The sequence below is a fragment of the Sphingobium agri genome (assembly GCF_023051225.1).
GTDB classification, from domain to species: domain Bacteria; phylum Pseudomonadota; class Alphaproteobacteria; order Sphingomonadales; family Sphingomonadaceae; genus Sphingobium; species Sphingobium agri.
The window spans coordinates 15249-32422 of sequence record NZ_JALKHS010000004.1; the positions used below are offsets into that span (position 1 = coordinate 15249).

Sequence of the window (17174 nt, forward strand, 5' to 3'; positions counted from 1 at the left end):
CTTTAGGCAGGACGAACATGAAAAGAAAATCCTCCATGACCTTCAAGACCGCTGCTGCAGCATGCCTCATTTTGGCCGCATCTCCGTTGGTTTCGGCGGCTCAAACGAGCCAGCCGACCGAATCCGCCACTCTGTCCTACGCTGATCTTGCGGACTTGGCCGACGCTGCGCCGCTGGTGGCGGTGGCACGCATCCGAAGCATAATTGCACTACCCGAAAAAGCCGCTCAAAATGTCCCTACCGGTCAAAAACGAGTCTATGTCGAAGCCGAAATTCAGTCACTGATTCGCGGTGAAGGGGGAATCAGCCCGCGCGTTCGTTACCTTTATGACGCCACCCTCACCGCGCGCGGAAAGCTCCCCAAGCTCAAGAAAGCGCAGGTCATCCTCTTTGCCCGACCCGCGGCCCGGCCGGGCGAAATTCAGCTTGTGGCCCGCGACGCCCTGATATTTGCAACGCCTTCGGACATTCAGCAGGTGAAGGCTATCCTGTCTGAACTTGTCGCCACGAAGGCTCCGCCCAGGATCCTCGGCATCGGCGACGCATTCCATGTTGCCGGGACCGTCGCCGGTGAAGGCGAGACACAGATTTTCCTGCGGACGGCCACTGGAGACCCTGTGTCGCTCTCGATTCTCCGGCGCCCGGGGCAGGATCCCAGATGGGCAGTCGCGCTTGGCGAAATCGTCGATGAAGCAGCGCGTCCTCCTGCTTCCGGTAGCCTGCTCTGGTATCGACTTGCGTGCAGCTTGCCAGCGACATTGCCAATGTCATCGGTCAAGGCCCTCGCGCCGATCGACGCAGAGCAGGCGCGCGCGGACTATGCTTTCGTCATCCAGTCGCTAGGCAATTGCGGGCGCACCAGAACAGCCGGTTGATGGCCGTCCCACGCGCGCTACATGTCCTTTTGCTTGGACAGCAGCGCGTTGGCGGCTATCAGCGCGGCTTCATATCAGCCTGAGGACAGCCATCATCATGACCAATCTGCACCGCCATGCCCCGCTGCGCGTCGCGCTTGTCGGCCTCGGCACGGTGGGCGGTGGCGTGATCCGGCTGTTGCAGACGAACGCGGACCTGATTGCCCGCCGCGCAGGTTGCCCAATCCAGATCGTCGCCATTTCCGCCCGTGACCGCAACAAGGATCGGGGGGTGGACCTCTCGCCCTATGAGTGGGTGGACGACATGACCACCCTGCCCGGCCGGGAAGATGTCGACGTCGTAGTCGAACTGATCGGCGGCGCCGACGGCCCCGCGCTTACCCTCGCTCGCCAGTGCCTGGCTGCCGGCAAGCCCTTCGTCACCGCCAACAAGGCCATGCTGGCCCATCATGGGCTGGATCTGGCGGCTCTGGCGGAAAAGGCCGGGATCGCGCTCAAATATGAAGCGGCCGTCGCCGGCGGCATTCCGGTCATCAAGGGCTTGCGCGAAGGGGCAGCAGCCAACGAGATCAGCCGCGTCTATGGCATTCTCAACGGCACCTGCAACTACATCCTGACCACGATGGAAAAGGAAGGCCGCAGCTTCGACGACGTACTGAAGGAAGCGCAGGAACTGGGTTATGCCGAAGCGGACCCGAGCTTCGATATCGATGGCGTCGACGCCGCGCACAAGCTGACCATCCTTGCCAGCCTCGCCTTTGGTACTGAATTGGACTTTGGCAATGTAGCGGTGACGGGCATCCGCCACGTCATTGCCGCCGACATCGCCGAAGCAGCGGCGTTGGGCTATCGTATCCGATTGGTCGGCATGGCTGAAAATGGTCCCGGGGGTTTGTTCCAGCGGGTTCATCCCATGCTGGTGCCACTCGACCATCCGCTCGCCCATGTCGACGGATCACTCAACGCCGTTGTCGCGGAAGGCAATTTCGTCGGCCGCCTCTTCTTCCAGGGCCGGGGCGCAGGGGACGGCCCGACGGCTTCGGCAGTGGTGGCGGACCTCATCGACGTGGCACGCGATGAGTATGGCGATGCGCTTGCCATGCCGGTCGCTGCACTGGCGCAGCAGCCCGCGGCAGACGCAGGCGCCCGCATCGGCCGCAGCTATCTGCGGTTCAAGGTACAGGACCGGCCGGGCGTGCTCGCCGAAATCGCGGCGGCAACGCGTGATGCAGGCGTATCTATAGAGAGCATGATCCAGCGCGGCGCCAGCCACGACGACAGCGTGCTCATGGCGATCGTCACGCATGCGGGCGAAGAACGGTGCGTCCGCAGCACGCTGGAACGGCTCCAAGGGTCGGATAGCGTGCTTCAAACGCCGATGGTCATGCACATACTCGACTAAAGAGCCTGCGCGTCAACGCGGCCCGAAGCTGCGCATGAGCGTATCGCGCAAAGGTTCACCCAAGCGGAACAGCCGCAACCGCGCTTGTTTGGGGCAGCCCATGTTGCCGATTATCCGGCAGGGGCGCGCGTCAAAGCGGTAGGCGCTCATCTTGTTATCGGGCCCTGGAGCCATGGCATCGCCCTTGAGCCGCGCCGATGGGGATGATCCCGAAGCGCAGAGTTGCGGAGACGCCAGGCATGGTGCTGAACCATGTACCCTATGCTGCGCCGTGATGATTGCAGGTTGAACAAAGCTGGCGGCAAGCAGCGCGGCGATCATCATCACGACCCTTTATCCTGATTAGCCCGCCCAACGCCGCAGACGACCTTCCGTTGCATTGGCGCCGCGAAAAGCGGGATCATGTCCGCTGGATGGGTCGACAAGCCAAGGAGGACCTCCTATCGCGCTGATCACAAAGAGACAGCAGAGGGATTATCATGGTGCAGGCTAGCTCAGTTCTCGATCGTGTCCTGGTGCTTGAGATGGTGCGTGTCACCGAAGCGGCCGCCATCGCCGCCTCGAAGCTGATTGGACGCGGCGATGAAAAGGCGGCTGATGCTGCCGCTGTCGAAGCGATGCGCATGGCATTCAACGACCTCTACATGGATGGCACCGTGGTCATCGGCGAGGGCGAGCGCGACGAAGCGCCGATGCTCTACATCGGCGAGAAGGTCGGCAACGCGATCGGCTCCGGCCCGAAGATCGACATCGCCCTCGACCCGCTGGAAGGAACCACAATCACGGCGAAGGCCGGGCCCAATGCCCTTGCGGTGCTTGCCATCTCGGAAGAAGGGGGCCTGCTGAACGCGCCCGACGTTTACATGGAAAAGCTGGCGGTAGGCCCCGGCTATCCCGACGGCATCATCGACCTCAACAAGTCGGTGAAGGAAAATGTCGAGGCCGTGGCGAAGGCCAAGGGCGTCGATCCCCACGAGATCATCGTCTGCGTTCTTGACCGGCCCCGCCACGAGAAGCTGATCGGGGAACTGCGCGCGATCGGGTGCGGCATCATGTTGATCCCGGACGGCGACGTGGCCGGTGTGATCGCGACCACCAACCCTGAAACCAACATCGACATCTACATGGGATCGGGCGGTGCGCCCGAGGGCGTGCTGGCCTGCGCCGCGCTTCGCTGCGTTGGTGGGCAGTTCAAGGGCAAGCTCCTGTTCCGGAACGATGACGAGCGCGCGCGGGCGTTCAAATGGGGCATCACCGATCTCGACAAGGTCTATGACCTGAAGGAACTGGCGAAAGGCGACTGTATTTTCGCAGCGACCGGTGTGACCGATGGATCACTGCTGGCAGGTGTGAAGCGGTTGCCGGGCGGCAAGCTGACCACGGACAGCGTCGTCATGCGCGCGAGCACGGGCACCGTCCGCTGGGTGAAGGGTGAGCATCATGTGGATCGCAAGCATTTCTGAGCGGAATGCATGAGTGAATGGAAAAAAGGGGGCGGATCGTCCCCTTTTTTTTGCCGGTCGATCAGGCCTGTTGTTTGAAGTCTTTAACGTCCGGCGCGGTGATTAAGATCGTGGCCGAGGGCGAGCGTCACAACGCCCAGCAATGTATAGGCGCTTTCCTGCCAGCCATGGTCGAGCGTCATCGCGCCGGCCATGATGCCAAGGCCCAGCGATCCGATCGCGGCGGGCATCATGAAACCATGCTTCATAGCGCCATGACCGAGCGCGATCGCGCCCAGCATGATCGCGAGCACGAGGCCGACCTCGTGGAACAGCGGATTTTCGAAAATGCCCCCCGCAGAAGCGAGAAGACCGAGCAACACGGCGGTGCCGATGCAATGCGCAACGCACAGGCCCGATAGCGCGATCGCGACGCGGTCTAGGCGGCCATTCAAAAGGCTGGAGCGGATGCTGATCGGCATGGTGGCCACTACATAGGCCAGACCAGATGAAGTTACAACATATCATCTGTATAAATATGAGCTTGTTTCAAGGCATGGCGGACGCGGGAATGGGGAAAGTCAGGCGGCAAGCCGCAGGCAATTGCGTCCGCTGTTCTTGGCGCGGTAGAGCGCCTTGTCCGCAGCGTCGAGCAGCTCCGCCCGGTCCGCCCTGCCCTTCAGTTCCACAAGCCCGGCGCTGAAGGTGACGATGACGGATTCGCAGCCGACCGTACTGATCCGCCGCTCCGAAACCATGTCCCGTAGCCGTTCGCACACCATGCTTGCCCGCTGGATGTCGGCGCCGGTCAGAAGGATGGCGAACTCTTCGCCCCCCAGCCTGCCGATACTGTCGCCGCCGCGCAGGCCCGGCCGCAGCCGTTCCACGAAGCTGGAAAGCACCTGATCCCCAACACCATGGCCATATCGATCGTTGATCGACTTGAAATGATCGATGTCGATCAGCAGCAGGCAAGCCTGGGCGCCGCGGGCGACCCGCTGGATTTCCTGGTCCAGCTTTTCCAGGAAGGCCCAGCGGCTGTCCGCCCCGGTCAGCGTATCCACCGCCGCAACCCTTTGCAGCGCCCGCTGACGCGCCTTGTGCCGCGACATGTCCCGAATCGTGCTGACGACGCCCGTGGGCAGCCCCTGTTCGTCTAGCATGGCGCGCGTCACCATTTCGCACCAGTCGGCCCCGTCGGTGAAAGCAGCAGGGCGGAATTCGACCGTCTGCACATCCCCCGGCCGCGCCAGCGCGCGCTGATGCGCCCCGTTCACTTCAGCCCGGTCCTGAGGATCCACGACGATTTCCGCCGCGCGGCCGACCAGCAAGGCGGGCGCACAGCCGATCTGCTCGGCAGCCGAGGGTGACGCATATTGGATGATGCCATCGACGCTGATGTTCAACACCACGTCGCCGCTATGTTCAGCGATGGCGCGGTAGCGCGCCTCGCTCGCCTGCAATGTCTGGAACAAGCGGCGGCGGCCGTTCAGTTCGGCGGCGAGCGGCATGGCAAGCAGGAAGCTCAGGGCTAGGAACAGCTGGAACAGTTGCGTGCGGTCACCAATGTCGCTGCTGATCAGGGCGATCGGTCCATGGCCCGTCATGGTCGCCCCTCCGCCAATCAGCGCGAGCAGCACGATGGAGGCCGCGGCACCCAAAGAACCGATGCGAAAGGCGATCGTGACCAGCGGCAGCACCAGCAGAAACAGAAGCGGGTAACGGGCGAAGAAGAAGACATGAACGGCGACGAGCGAGAAGAGCAGCAGAAGGCATAGCACCTCCAACTTCTTCCGGCCGGACGTTTCGCCAAGCCATTCGCTCACCTGCCCCTGCAGGAGCATCGTCAGGATCGGCGTGCAGACAAGTCCACCCAGAATATGCCCGCTATACCATTGCAGCCAGGACGCGCCGAACGAGACCGGGGTAAACACCGACGCAACCAGAGCCGCCCCTGTACCGGCGACGATGTTGGCGGGAATGCAAAGCGCGAAGATGAAGACCAGAAGGGAGCGCCTGGACCCATCACTCAGATGAACGGGAATGAAGCGGCGGCACAGGATGGCGACGATCAGCGATTCGGCTATGTTGATGATCGCCATCGGAGCGGCCGCCCACGGCCCCATGCCGAACAAGGCCGTCGACAGGATGCTGGCGATGCCGCATGCCGTGATCGCGCGCGGCCAGTAACGTGTCTCCGACGTCTGCAGTTCGGCCATCAGCAAGGCGTTTGCAGCCCAAATAAAGGCGATGCCGCCTTCGAAGCGGGAGCAAAGCAGGGCCACCGACGCAATCGTGAAATAAGCAACACCGGCAATCAGCGGCGCCAGTCTGGGAGATGGGGAACGAAGAGCGGCAGACATGACGATGCCTGCCTAGCGATCCATCCTTAAAATATGATAACCATGCCAGACGCTGCGGGCCTCCGTAGCGTCACAGGATATAAGGCCGATCAGCCCCTGCCGGAGCGGAAGCTCAGGCCTTTTCCAGCGTGCATTGCAGCGGATGCTGGTTCTGCCGGGCGAAATCCATCACCTGGTTCACCTTCGTTTCCGCCACTTCATAGCTGAAGATGCCGCACACGCCGACGCCGCGCTGGTGCACGTGAAGCATGACGCGGGTCGCTTCCTCCATATCCATGCGGAAGAATTGCTGGAGGACGTGAACGACGAATTCCATCGGCGTGTAATCGTCGTTCAGCATCAACACCTTGTAGAGAGACGGCTTTTTGGTGCGCGCGCGGGTGCGCGTGGCGATGCCGACATTGGGACCGCCGGGGCCTTCGCCCTGGTCGTCCTGGTCCCGGCCGGCCATCTTCTCCCGATATGTGCTGATGCTGCTCATAACGGGTGAGAATATGGCGATTCCGGACGTCAAGGCAAGGGGCGCAGATGGCGAGTCATCGCGCTACCGGACGCGGTAACCACGAAAAAAGGCTCCCGCCACAGCGGCGGGAGCCTGTTCTTCCTTTTGAAGTTCGATCGCAGATCAGACTGCGAGCGACTTCACCTTGTCGGTGACGACCGTGACGCGGGCGGTAAGCGGCTGGGCCACTTCGCCTGCCAGCTTGATCAGCGCTTCGCTGTTCTTGGCGGCTTCCTTGGTCAGCTCGTCGAAGCTGCTCGACAGAAGCTGGCTTTGCAGCTGGAAGAATTCGGTCGGCGTCTTGACGGTGGAGAAGCTCTTGAGCGAGGCAGTCGCCTTTTCGAAGCTCTTGCGGCTGTAGTCGACCGCTTCCTGACCCATGGTCTCGATGCCCTTGGCCGCGATCTTGCCCGATTCGACGAGCGCTTCGACATTGCCCTTGGCGATATCGCTCAGTTCCTCGATCGCCTTGGTCGACTTTTCGACGCCAGCCTTGGCCTTCACGTTGAAGTCGGCATAGGCCGTTTCGAACTTGGCCTTGGTCTCTTCAGCGAACTTCTTACCGGTTTCAATCACGTCGTTCATCATCTTGGTTCCTTCTGTGGCAGGCAGCGTCTTGGGCTCTACCGGCCCGGCCTCGGACGAAAGGCTCTTGATTGGTTCAACTTGGGCAGCGGTTTCTTCGACCAGCGGCGCAGGTGCATCAGGCACGGGATCGATCTGCGGCGGCGCAGCCGGTTCGGGCGCTGCATCGGCCGCCGTGGTGGCAGCGATGATCGCGACCGGATCAGCCGAGGCGCTGCTCTTGACCGCAGCTTTCCTGGGCGCCGTCGGCTTGTTTGCCGGAGCGGCCTTAGGCCCCGAGCCCACCGCGCTTTCCGCGGCCTTCAATGCTTCGGCCGCCGAAAGCGTCGAAGCGGATTTCTTAACCACGGCCTTTTGCCGAGAGGGCTTTGGAGTCACTGCCATTCGAACATTCTCCGTTGCTGCAGTGCACAATACACATAACGCAACTTTGACGCAAGAATATTTTGTGCAGTGCAGCAAAGCCCGTGGAGTTGGGGAGGTCCTGTCACGACTCCCAGCAAATGCAGGGGCTTAACGCTCTCTGACGTAGCGTCCGGGCGCATCCTCTATGGCTTTGAGCGCGCCTTCGCCAGGGATGCGGGCACCCGTGGCGGGCACCGTCGAATCGCCAAGCGACCGAATCCATTCGATCCAGTCAGGCCACCAGCTACCCTTCGTTTCCTTCGCACTCGCCACAAAGTCAGCGAGGCTTCCCGGCAACTCGTCGCAGGTCCAATATTGATATTTCTGCGCAGCCGGAGGGTTCACCACCCCTGCGATATGGCCTGATCCCGCGAGCAGGAAGCGTATCGGCCCGGAAAAGTGCGATGTGATCTTCCACACGCTTTCAGGCGGCGCGATATGGTCTTCCCGCCCCGCCTGCACATAAACTGGCGTCTGCACCTTGCTGAGATCGACGGGCGTCCCATCGACGGTCAGCGCGCCGGGCTTGATCAACTGATTGTCGCGGTAAAGCTGGGTCAGGTAATTTTTGTGCCAGCGCGCCGGAAGATTGGTGGTGTCGCCATTCCAGTAAAGCAGGTCGAACGGCGGATAATCCTGCCCCAGCAGGTAATTGTTGACCACATAATTCCAGATGAGGTCACGGCCCCGCAACAGATTGAAGGTGGCGGCCATGTAGCGCCCGTCCAGAAAGCCCCCGGCCGAAAGCTGGTCGATCAGCTGCATCTGCTCATCATCGACGAACAGACCGAGGTCGCCCGCTTCGGTAAAGTCGACCTGCGCGGTGAAGAAGGTCGCGCTCGCCACCTTCTCCGCTTCACCGCGCGCGGCGAGCAGGGCAAGCGTTGCGGCGAGCGTGGTGCCCGCCACGCAATAGCCGATCGCATGGACGCTCGGCACGCCCAGCAGTTCCCGCACCGTGTCGATCGCGTCGATCTGTCCATGGACGATATAATCATCCCAAAGCACATCCTTCATCGACGCATCCGCCGACTTCCAGGACAGCAGGAAAACGCTGATCCCCTGATCCGTCGCCCATTTGACGAAGCTTTTTTCCGGCGAAAGATCGAGGATGTAAAAGCGGTTGATCCAGGCCGGAAAGATGACGAGCGGCGTTTCAAGCACCTGTTCGGTGGCCGGCGCATAATGGATCAGCTGATAAAGCGGCGTTTCCTTGATGACCTTGCCAGGGGTCGCCGCGATGTTCCGGCCAAGCTCGAAAACCGTGCCGTCGGTCTGCGTCAACTGCCCCTTTTCCAGATCGGCCAGCATATGCTGCAGGCCCTTGACCAGATTTTCGCCGCCGCTCTGCAGGGTCTTTTCCATCACGGTCGGATTGGTCAGCAGGAAATTGCTGGGCGCGACCGCATCCAGCATGCCGCTGGCAGCAAAGCGCAGCTTTGCCTTCTGCTTGGGATCGACCCCGTCCACCGCATCGGTGAGCTTCAGAAGATAATCCGACAGCAGCAGATAGCTCTGCCGGATCAGATCGTAGAAAGGATGCTTGGTCCAGGCCGGATCGGCGAAGCGGCGATCCTTGCGCGCGGCGGGGCTGTCGGGTGGAGGCGCGTCGGGCTCATCGCGCAGCACGCCGCCTGAATCGAGGAACCGCTGCCAGAGTGCCAGCCCTTCATTGGCAAAGCCGGTCTGGATGCGGGCGACGGCGTCAGGGTCGAAGGGCAAGGCCCGACCCGTTGCCCCGGCGGCCTGCTCCAGCAAGAGCTGCTGTGCCCGGCCCACCACTTGCGTCCATTGCTGCATCTGCTCCAGCGTCGGAAGATGCGGCTCGTTGAGGTCCTGCGCTTTCATGGCCACTCTCCTCCTCCTGGCATCCTTGACATCCGCCGCTTTCGCTGGCGCGAGGCCGCCTTGCGGGCTATAGCCAAGGCGCGCCGCACCGAAAGTGCAGGCCGCACTATCCCTCATGGAGACCTTTCAGGAAAGCCCTATAATGTCCGAAGAATTCTACCGCATGAAGCGCCTGCCGCCCTATGTCATCGCTGAAGTCAATGCGATGCGGGCCGCCGCGCGAGCCGCGGGAGAGGACATTATCGACCTTGGCATGGGCAATCCCGACCTGCCGCCGCCCGACCATGTCATCGCCAAGCTGGTCGAAGTCGCGCAGAAGCCGAGCGCGCACGGCTATTCCCAGTCGATGGGCATTCCGGGGCTCCGCAGGGCGCAGGCCAATTATTACGGCCGCCGCTTCGGCGTCGAACTCGATCCCGAGACCGAAGTCGTGGTCACGATGGGATCGAAGGAAGGGCTCGCCAGCCTCGCGACCGCGATCACCGCGCCCGGCGATGTCGTGCTGGCGCCCAATCCCAGCTACCCGATCCACATGTTCGGCTTCATCATCGCGGGCGCGACCATCCGGTCGGTGCCTACGACGCCGGACGAACATTATTGGAAGTCGCTGGAACGGGCGATGGCCTTCACTGTGCCGCGTCCCTCGATCCTGGTCGTCGGCTATCCGAGCAATCCGACGGCCGAGACGGTCGACCTCGCCTTTTACGAGCGGCTGGTCGCCTGGGCGAAGGAGAACAAGGTCTGGGTTCTCAGCGACCTTGCCTATTCCGAACTTTATTATGACGGCAATCCGACGCCCTCCATCCTGCAGGTGCCGGGCGCAAAGGATGTCGCGGTGGAGTTCACCTCGCTCAGCAAGACCTATTCCATGGCTGGCTGGCGGATCGGCTTCGCGGTCGGAAACCGGCAGTTGATCACTGCGCTCAAACGGGTGAAATCCTATCTCGACTATGGCGCGTTCACGCCGATCCAGGCGGCGGCCTGCGCCGCGCTCAATGGCCCGCAGGACATCGTCCAGAAGAACCGCGAACTCTACCACAAGCGCCGCGACGTGATGGTGGAAGCCTTTGGCCGCGCAGGATGGGAAATCCCCGCGCCCAAGGCGTCGATGTTCGCCTGGGCCCCGCTGCCGCCTGCGCTGAAAGAGATGGGCAGCCTGGAATTTTCCAAGCAGCTCCTGACCCATGCGAAGGTCGCTGTCGCTCCGGGTGTCGGCTATGGCGAGGATGGCGAAGGCTTCGTCCGCATCGCCATGGTGGAAAATGAGCAGCGGCTGCGGCAGGCAGCCCGCAACATCAAACAATATCTGAAGTCTATGGGCATCAACACGCCCGCCAAGGGCGCCGCCTGAATCAGGACGGAGGCTATCGGCCGCGCATTCTTGGCGGAGTGTGCGGCTGCCTGGCGGGGATCGCATTTCTTGGCTTCTCCGCCATCGTATTCGTCGGTTCGGTGATCGGTGACTGCGGCGATGCGCAATCTTGTGGGCGCAAGGATGATGCGGCTCACATTTTGTGGATCGCGCCTCTTTCAGCCCTTGTCATTTTCCTGCTGGTGCGCTGGTTTGTCGACAGGATGACAGACAGACGATGAACTCCCTTCCGCAGGTTTCCCAGGTCGCGCAGACGATCCAACTGGCGCTCGCGCCGGTGTTCCTGCTGGCAGGCATCGGCGCCTTCCTCAACGTTTGCGTGGGTCGGCTCGCGCGCATCATCGACCGCGCGCGTTTGCTGGAAGGCAAAATCCTGATCAGCCGGGGCCGGGAACATGACCGGATGGTGGCGGAAATCCGGGTGCTCGACCGCAGGATGAGCGTCGTCAACAGCGCCATTTTCCTGACGGTAATGTCCGCTGGCGCCGTCTGCCTGGTGGTCATCCTGCTGTTCGCGGGCAATCTGTTCGGCGCGCATCTCGGCACGCTGATCGCGATCCTTTTCAGTCTGTCGATGCTGCTGCAGGCTGCTGCCTTTGGCACTTTCATCCAGGAAATCCGCCTGGCATCGCGGATCATACACATCCGCAACGAAGTGCTGTACCATGAAGCGGAGGCGGAAGAGGCGTCATGACCAAGTTCACGGTGAACGACCGCCCGGTTCAATATCGCATGGACCCCGACACGCCCCTGCTATGGGCGCTGCGCGACGCGTCCAACCTGACCGGCACCAAATATGGATGCGGAACGGGCGATTGCGGGGCCTGCACCGTCGATATAGACGGCCAGGCCGTGCGGTCATGCCAGGTCACCATCAGGGAGACCGAAGGCCGTTTCGTCACCACGATAGAGGCGCTTTCCCCCGACCGGGGGCACCCGCTGCAACAGGTCTTCGCCGCCGACAATGTTTCACAGTGCGGCTATTGCATACCGGGCGTGCTCATGACGGCGGCCGTGCTGCTGAAGCGCAACAGCGACCCGAGCGACGAGGAGATCGACGCTGCCATCACCAACATCTGCCGGTGCGGCATCTACCCCCGCCTGCGCGGCGCCATAAAGCGCGCCGGAAAGGTCATGCGAGGCGAGGAGCAGGTTGAGGCCGCCCCGCCACCCGGCGTGTCGCCCGAGGAGGCCGCCCGCGCGGTCCCCGCGCTCCGCCGTCCCTGAACGCTTATCCGAAGCGATAGGCCGACACCGGCCATCCGCGCACCGCATCGTCATAGTCCAGCCAGGCAGGGTCGCTGCCGCCCGCCCCGACCGCCACCATCAGGGGCAGCAGATGCTCCTCGCGCGGATGCGCGAAGCGCGCCTCGGGCAGCTGGTCCCACGCTGCCACCCGAGCCGATCGCCGCTGCGGATCATCATCCATGACGGCATCGTTGAGCGCTGCGTGCCACAGGAGCGAGGGCGTTCTCGCCTGCGAATCCTGAACCCGCATATTGTGGAAGCTCATGCCCGAACCGATGATCACGACCCCTTCATCCCGCAATGGCTCAAGGGCGCGGCCCGCCGCGATATGGGCCGTCGGGTCCAGATCGTGCCGCAGCGAGAGTTGAACGACGGGAATGTCCGCCTGTGGCCGCGCGACCTTCATCGGAATGAAGACGCCATGATCCCACCCCCGTTCGCGCTCATCTGCGACTGGAAAACCGCCCTCGCTCAGCAGATGAGCAACGCGATCGGCAAGCTCTGGCGCGCCGGGCGCGTTCCAGCTCAGCGAGTAGGTGTGCGGCGGAAAGTTATAATAGTCGAACAGCAAGTCTGGACGGTCGCCCTTATGCACGGTGAAGTCCGGCTCCTCCCAATGGGCGGAGACGATCAGCATCGCGCGCGGCCGCTCCGGCAGGCGTTCGATCATCTGTGCGAGATAGTCCTGCATCGACTGCCACATCGGATCGCTCGCAGGCCGGTTCGGATCGGCTGGGTCCATGAAGAAGCAGGGACCGCCACCATGCGGTATGTAAAGGCTTGGCTGTTTCATGGCATGAAGATCGCGTGGCGCGCCCCGCCATGCAAGCATGCGCAGCGAAACAGTGCGTTTCGCACCGCTTCAGGCTTTTTCCGCACCAATCATGGGAGCGATCGCCTGCGCCAGCGTGGCGCCGGAATAAGGCTTCTTGAGCAAGGTGAGCTGGCCAAAGCGATCGGGCAGGTCCAGCCCGTCGCCATAACCGGTGGCGAACAGAAAACTGATGCCATTTTCCGCAAGCAGATCGGCGACCGGCAAGCTCGTTTCGTTTCCGAGGTTGAAATCGAGCACCGCGAAATCGATCCGATGCGAGGCTAAGGCCTCGCGGGCGCGCCCGACGCTGGCGGCGGTGATCACCTCGGCACCCAAATCCCGCAGCGCATCTTCGCCGTCCATGGCGATGATCATATTATCTTCGACCAGCAGGACATTGCGGCCCTTCAGCAACCCGGGCGTCGGAGCATGCAGCGGCTTCGTCTTTTCGCTGCCGGTAACGTCAGGCAATATCGACACGACATGGGTCGAAGGAATGCAGAAATGCGCCTCCAGCCCAGCCAAGCGGTAGGCGATCTCGGCCTTCCCATCCAGGTCGTAGGGGATGGACCGTTCGATGACGGTCGAACCGAAGCCACGGCGGGTCGGCGCAACGACCGCCGGGCCGCCGCTTTCATTCCAGTCGATCAGCAAGCTGCCATCGGCATCGACGTGCCAGTCGATGCTGACCGTGCCACCATCCGACAATGCGCCATATTTCGCGGCGTTGGTCAGCATTTCGTGGATGACCAGCGCCAGGACGGTAAAGGCCGAAGGCGTCAGCAGGACATTGGGGCCCGTCTGCCTGACCCGGTCACGCTTCTCACCGAGATAAGCCCCGGCCTCGACATCGATCAGGTCCTGCAACCGCGCCGGTGCCCAGCGGTCGGCCGTGATCTGGTCATGCGCACGAGCCAGCGCGTGGACCCGGCTTTCCAACTTGTCGATGAACTCGTCCACCGACCGCGCATTGTCACGCGTCTGCGACAGCAGCCCTCGGATGAGCGACAGGATATTGCGCACCCGGTGGTTCAGTTCGGCGATCAACAGTTCCTGCTTCTCATGCGCCTTTTGCCGTTCTTCATTGGCGGAGTCGGACAGGCGCAGCACCACTTCCAGCAATGCCGTCCGCAGCGCCTCGGCAACGCGCAGTTCGGCCGGGGTGAAAGGCACGGAGGTGCCCTTCACCAGTTGCGACCATTCCTCGAAACTCTTGCGCGGTGTCAGGCGCGGCCCGTTGGGGCCATATTCGATATGCTTTTCCTGATTGCCCGCCCAGCGCACGGAACGCATCTGTTCGGCACGGAACAACACGACATAGTCGCGCGGCCGCCGTGACAGCGGGATCGCCAGCAGGCCAGCGGCGCGATCGGCATAGGCCGCCGCTTCGGGCATGATCCCGCTGAGGCAATCGGTGGCGAAGACCTGGCTTGCCGCTGCGCGATTGAGCATCGACACGATGGCCGTGAAAGCGGACCGGTCGGGCGTCAGCCCGGCAAGCGTCATCTCCCCATCTATATACACGCCCACGCCGTCTGCGGGCACGGTGTCGAAGATGACGTCGCCGAGCCAACGGGCGTTGGACAGCAGATCATGATCCTGCGCCACGGCGGACATCAGGCGATCGGCCACTTGCCGCGCCTTGCCCTCATATTCCGCGGTTTCGGCCCGCTCCCGGCTTTCCAGCATCATGGAGAAGATCTGCCCGAACAACTCCGCCGCGCTGCGTTGGGCAAAGGTGGGGAGGCGCGGCCCATAATGGTGGCAGGCGAACAAGCCCCACAGGCGTCCCTCGACGATGATCGAGATGGAGAGCGAGGCGCCAACGCCCATATTGCCGAGATATTCGATATGGATCGGCGACACCGCGCGCAGCAGGCTGAGCGACATGTCGAGCGCGGCACCGGACGGATCAAGCGTCGGGATGATAGGAACGGGCGCCGCGTTCACGTCCGCGATGACCCGGAAGATATTGCGCAGATAAAGCGCCCGAGCCTGGGTCGGGATGTCCGAGGCGGGATAGTGCAGCCCGAAAAAGCTGTCGATGCCTGATCGCAGCGCTTCGGCCACGACCTCGCCAGCTCCACCGTCGGCGAAGCGATAGACCATGACCCGGTCAAAGCCCGTCAGCGCCCTCACCTGTCGCGCGCCATCACGCAGGAAGGCCGCCATGCTGTCCGTCTGGGCCAGCCGCGAAACCATGGAGCGAACCATGCTGGTGGCCTCCATCTCATCCGCGAAGGCGGGCTCCGCCTCTATGACGACCAGCGAGCCGGAAAAATGCACCGCAATGTCGAACGGCTTGATGCCATCGATCAGGACCAGCGAAAATATCCGCTCGACCGCGTCGGGACCACGCAGCAACGTGATGCGGTTGCGTAACGAATGTATGGCGTCGGCGCTGAAAATATCGTTGATCGGCTTGCCGAGCATCTGCTCAGGTGCGAGGCCGATGAACTTTTCACAATTTGCCGAAACGCGTGAGACAAGCCAGTCGGCCGTTACCGCGATCAGAAAGCCGAAAGGCTGTATGGTGCCGGGCACATGAATGGGTTCGCGATCGCAATTGTTGATGTCGACCGCGAAGCTCGCGTCATCCGCGTCCGTGCGCTCAGCCATTATTCAGGCGCTCCGCCGCGGCGCCTGCGGCAAAGAGCGCGAAGGCAGCCTCTGCGCCCTGCACCGCACTGTCGATCCATTCCTGCCCGCCGCCATCGGCGGCCGCGTCCAGCGCCTGCTGAAATGCGATCCAACTGCCGTTGTGGTGCCCGGCCTTCAGATAAGCGCGCGGCAGTCCCGGAGCCACCCGCCGCTCCAGCATGGCACCACCCAGGCGCGAACCTTCGAGGGCATAGAGAGCGCCCCAGCGAAAGGCTTCACTTACACCTGCTTCAGCAGCGAGCGGTTCGGGCAGCGCTTCGCCCAGGACCGCAAGATCCTCGACAAGCTGGGGCAAACGTGGCGAATCCGGTTGAGCCAGCTTTTCGAGCGGCATGAGGGCACGAGCATGCGCCTTCAGGAAAGCGGCATATTCAGCCGGTGAACCAAGCGAGAAGTCTGAATAAATTTCGTCCACGCGCTGGTGATTCGCCATGGTGGCATCACGGAGGGCCTGTCGGACACGGCCGGCACTGGACGTTCTCTTCACTCGTCGTTCCTAAAAGCTGTTAACAAGCCGCGCACTGATCTAGATCAGCTTTTAAGGCCAACGACAGCAGTTGATCTATTTTCTAGCTGCATAACGGGTTTTTGCCCGCCTGGCTCCATTATCCATCTTCATGATAGAAGATTCTTTCTGATCGCTGACGAACAAGTTCAGCCTCGCGACATGGCGGGGGACATAAAAAGGCAACATGCGGGGCATGGCGCCCCTTTTGGAAAGTCAAAGATCATGTTGAGGAAGATGATGCTGGCGGGCCTGATGACCGCCACGGTGCTGGGCGGCGTTGCTCCGGCATATGCCCAACGCTGGCAGGATGGCGGCCGCGATCGCGGCAGCGAACAATCGGGCCGCGCCGATGGCCGGGCATCCCGGGATGGCGGGCAATATGGCCAGCGCGGGGACGGCGGCATGCGCGGTGACCGGGCGGCAACGCAGCGCTGGCAGGACCGTGGCGGCGATCGGGCCAATGATCGTGTTCGCGCTCAAGCCGTTCCGCAGCAGACCGATCGCCAATGGCGGGGCAGCGGCGACGTCCGCACCGATGCGGCCCGCGATGCATGGCGCAACGATGCCCGCATCAGGGAAAGATCTGTCGGCGAGCGTCCGCAATGGCGGGATGATCGGCGCGGGGACCGGCCCGACTGGCGCGACAATCGCGCCGAGCGGCGCCCCGACTGGAACGGCTACCGGCCGAGCGGGAGGCTCGACAGCGGCAACAACTGGCGCGGCACCCTGGCCGGGCCGCGCCGCTTCGACGATCGCACCCGCTGGAGCAGCCAGCGGCGCTGGGACAATGGCTGGCGGCAGGACCGCCGCTATGACTGGCGCGGCTACCGGGCGCGTTATGGGGACCGCTACCGCATCGGCCGCTATTATGCCCCGCGCGGTTGGGATTATGGCTACAGCCGCGTGTCGGTTGGCATATTCCTGAACAGCCTGCTGTTCGCGAACAATTATTGGATCGATGATCCATGGTCGTATCGCCTGCCCCCAGCTTATGGGACGCTGCGCTGGATCCGCTATTATGACGATGCCCTGCTCGTCGATATCCGGGACGGCTATGTCGTGGACGTGATTCCGGAATTCTTCTGGTAAGCTGGAGATCGTCCGGCGGACATCATCTGGGCCCGGCGCCAGGCGCGCCGGGCCCTTTTC

At 62.6% G+C, this 17174-nt stretch carries 16 protein-coding genes; 7 read left to right on the forward strand and 9 right to left on the reverse strand.

The features are described from left to right. The first annotated feature begins 17 nt into the window (after positions 1-17). Positions 18-875: a hypothetical protein gene (locus tag MU848_RS01250; RefSeq protein ID WP_247229704.1), complete on the forward strand. Its 858-nt coding sequence runs from the start codon at positions 18-20 to the stop codon at positions 873-875. 97 nt (positions 876-972) lie between these two features. Beyond that, positions 973-2277 (forward strand): homoserine dehydrogenase, encoded by a 1305-nt coding sequence (locus tag MU848_RS01255; RefSeq protein ID WP_247229706.1) that lies wholly within the window; start codon positions 973-975, stop codon positions 2275-2277. A 12-nt stretch (positions 2278-2289) separates the two neighbouring features. Here MU848_RS01255 and MU848_RS01260 read toward each other — a convergent pair whose 3' ends face one another. Next, positions 2290-2604 (reverse strand): hypothetical protein, encoded by a 315-nt coding sequence (locus MU848_RS01260; RefSeq protein ID WP_141397853.1) that lies wholly within the window; start codon positions 2602-2604, stop codon positions 2290-2292. A gap of 152 nt (positions 2605-2756) precedes the next feature. Here MU848_RS01260 and glpX point away from each other — a divergent pair, with 152 nt between their 5' ends. Next, on the forward strand, positions 2757-3740 hold the full coding sequence (gene glpX, locus MU848_RS01265) for a class II fructose-bisphosphatase (protein ID WP_201515654.1): 984 nt from the start codon (positions 2757-2759) through the stop codon (positions 3738-3740). 83 nt (positions 3741-3823) lie between these two features. Here glpX and MU848_RS01270 read toward each other — a convergent pair whose 3' ends face one another. From MU848_RS01270 to MU848_RS01290, 5 genes are all read right to left on the reverse strand, one after another. After that, positions 3824-4201: a MerC domain-containing protein gene (locus tag MU848_RS01270; RefSeq protein ID WP_097092381.1), complete on the reverse strand. Its 378-nt coding sequence runs from the start codon at positions 4199-4201 to the stop codon at positions 3824-3826. A 99-nt stretch (positions 4202-4300) separates the two neighbouring features. Next, the gene (locus MU848_RS01275) at positions 4301-6082 is read right to left on the reverse strand and encodes a sensor domain-containing diguanylate cyclase (RefSeq protein ID WP_247229708.1); all 1782 of its coding nucleotides are present in this window, start codon (positions 6080-6082) and stop codon (positions 4301-4303) included. Positions 6083-6194: 112 nt separating this feature from the next. Beyond that, on the reverse strand, positions 6195-6563 hold the full coding sequence (clpS, locus tag MU848_RS01280) for an ATP-dependent Clp protease adapter ClpS (protein ID WP_176502233.1): 369 nt from the start codon (positions 6561-6563) through the stop codon (positions 6195-6197). 144 nt (positions 6564-6707) lie between these two features. Next, entirely contained in the window at positions 6708-7553 is an 846-nt protein-coding gene (locus tag MU848_RS01285) for a phasin family protein (protein WP_247229710.1), read from the reverse strand. Between the two features lie 129 nt (positions 7554-7682). Beyond that, positions 7683-9422 (reverse strand): PHA/PHB synthase family protein, encoded by a 1740-nt coding sequence (locus MU848_RS01290; RefSeq protein ID WP_247229712.1) that lies wholly within the window; start codon positions 9420-9422, stop codon positions 7683-7685. Between the two features lie 142 nt (positions 9423-9564). Here MU848_RS01290 and MU848_RS01295 point away from each other — a divergent pair, with 142 nt between their 5' ends. The 3 genes from MU848_RS01295 to MU848_RS01305 all read left to right on the forward strand — a co-directional run bounded on the left by MU848_RS01295 (position 9565) and on the right by MU848_RS01305 (position 12021). Next, the gene (locus MU848_RS01295; RefSeq protein WP_247229714.1) at positions 9565-10773 is read left to right on the forward strand and encodes an LL-diaminopimelate aminotransferase; all 1209 of its coding nucleotides are present in this window, start codon (positions 9565-9567) and stop codon (positions 10771-10773) included. 238 nt (positions 10774-11011) lie between these two features. Further along, a complete protein-coding gene (locus tag MU848_RS01300; protein WP_247229716.1) occupies positions 11012-11488 on the forward strand; it encodes a DUF2721 domain-containing protein in 477 nt (158 codons plus the stop codon). Next, entirely contained in the window at positions 11485-12021 is a 537-nt protein-coding gene (locus MU848_RS01305) for a (2Fe-2S)-binding protein (RefSeq protein ID WP_247229718.1), read from the forward strand. The genes MU848_RS01300 and MU848_RS01305 overlap by 4 nt, the downstream gene beginning before the upstream one ends. Before the next feature lie 4 nt (positions 12022-12025). Here MU848_RS01305 and MU848_RS01310 read toward each other — a convergent pair whose 3' ends face one another. The 3 genes from MU848_RS01310 to MU848_RS01320 form a co-directional block, all read right to left on the reverse strand. After that, on the reverse strand, positions 12026-12835 hold the full coding sequence (locus tag MU848_RS01310) for a DODA-type extradiol aromatic ring-opening family dioxygenase (RefSeq protein WP_247229720.1): 810 nt from the start codon (positions 12833-12835) through the stop codon (positions 12026-12028). A 69-nt stretch (positions 12836-12904) separates the two neighbouring features. After that, positions 12905-15475, reverse strand: coding sequence for an HWE histidine kinase domain-containing protein (locus tag MU848_RS01315; RefSeq protein WP_247229722.1), 2571 nt, complete (start codon positions 15473-15475; stop codon positions 12905-12907). Continuing rightward, positions 15468-15950 (reverse strand): biliverdin-producing heme oxygenase, encoded by a 483-nt coding sequence (locus MU848_RS01320; RefSeq protein WP_201515662.1) that lies wholly within the window; start codon positions 15948-15950, stop codon positions 15468-15470. Before MU848_RS01320 ends, MU848_RS01315 begins: the two co-directional genes overlap by 8 nt. Before the next feature lie 297 nt (positions 15951-16247). Here MU848_RS01320 and MU848_RS01325 point away from each other — a divergent pair, with 297 nt between their 5' ends. Continuing rightward, complete coding sequence (locus tag MU848_RS01325; RefSeq protein ID WP_247229724.1) at positions 16248-17114, forward strand: RcnB family protein; 867 nt, start codon at positions 16248-16250, stop codon at positions 17112-17114. The last annotated feature ends 60 nt before the right edge of the window (positions 17115-17174 follow it).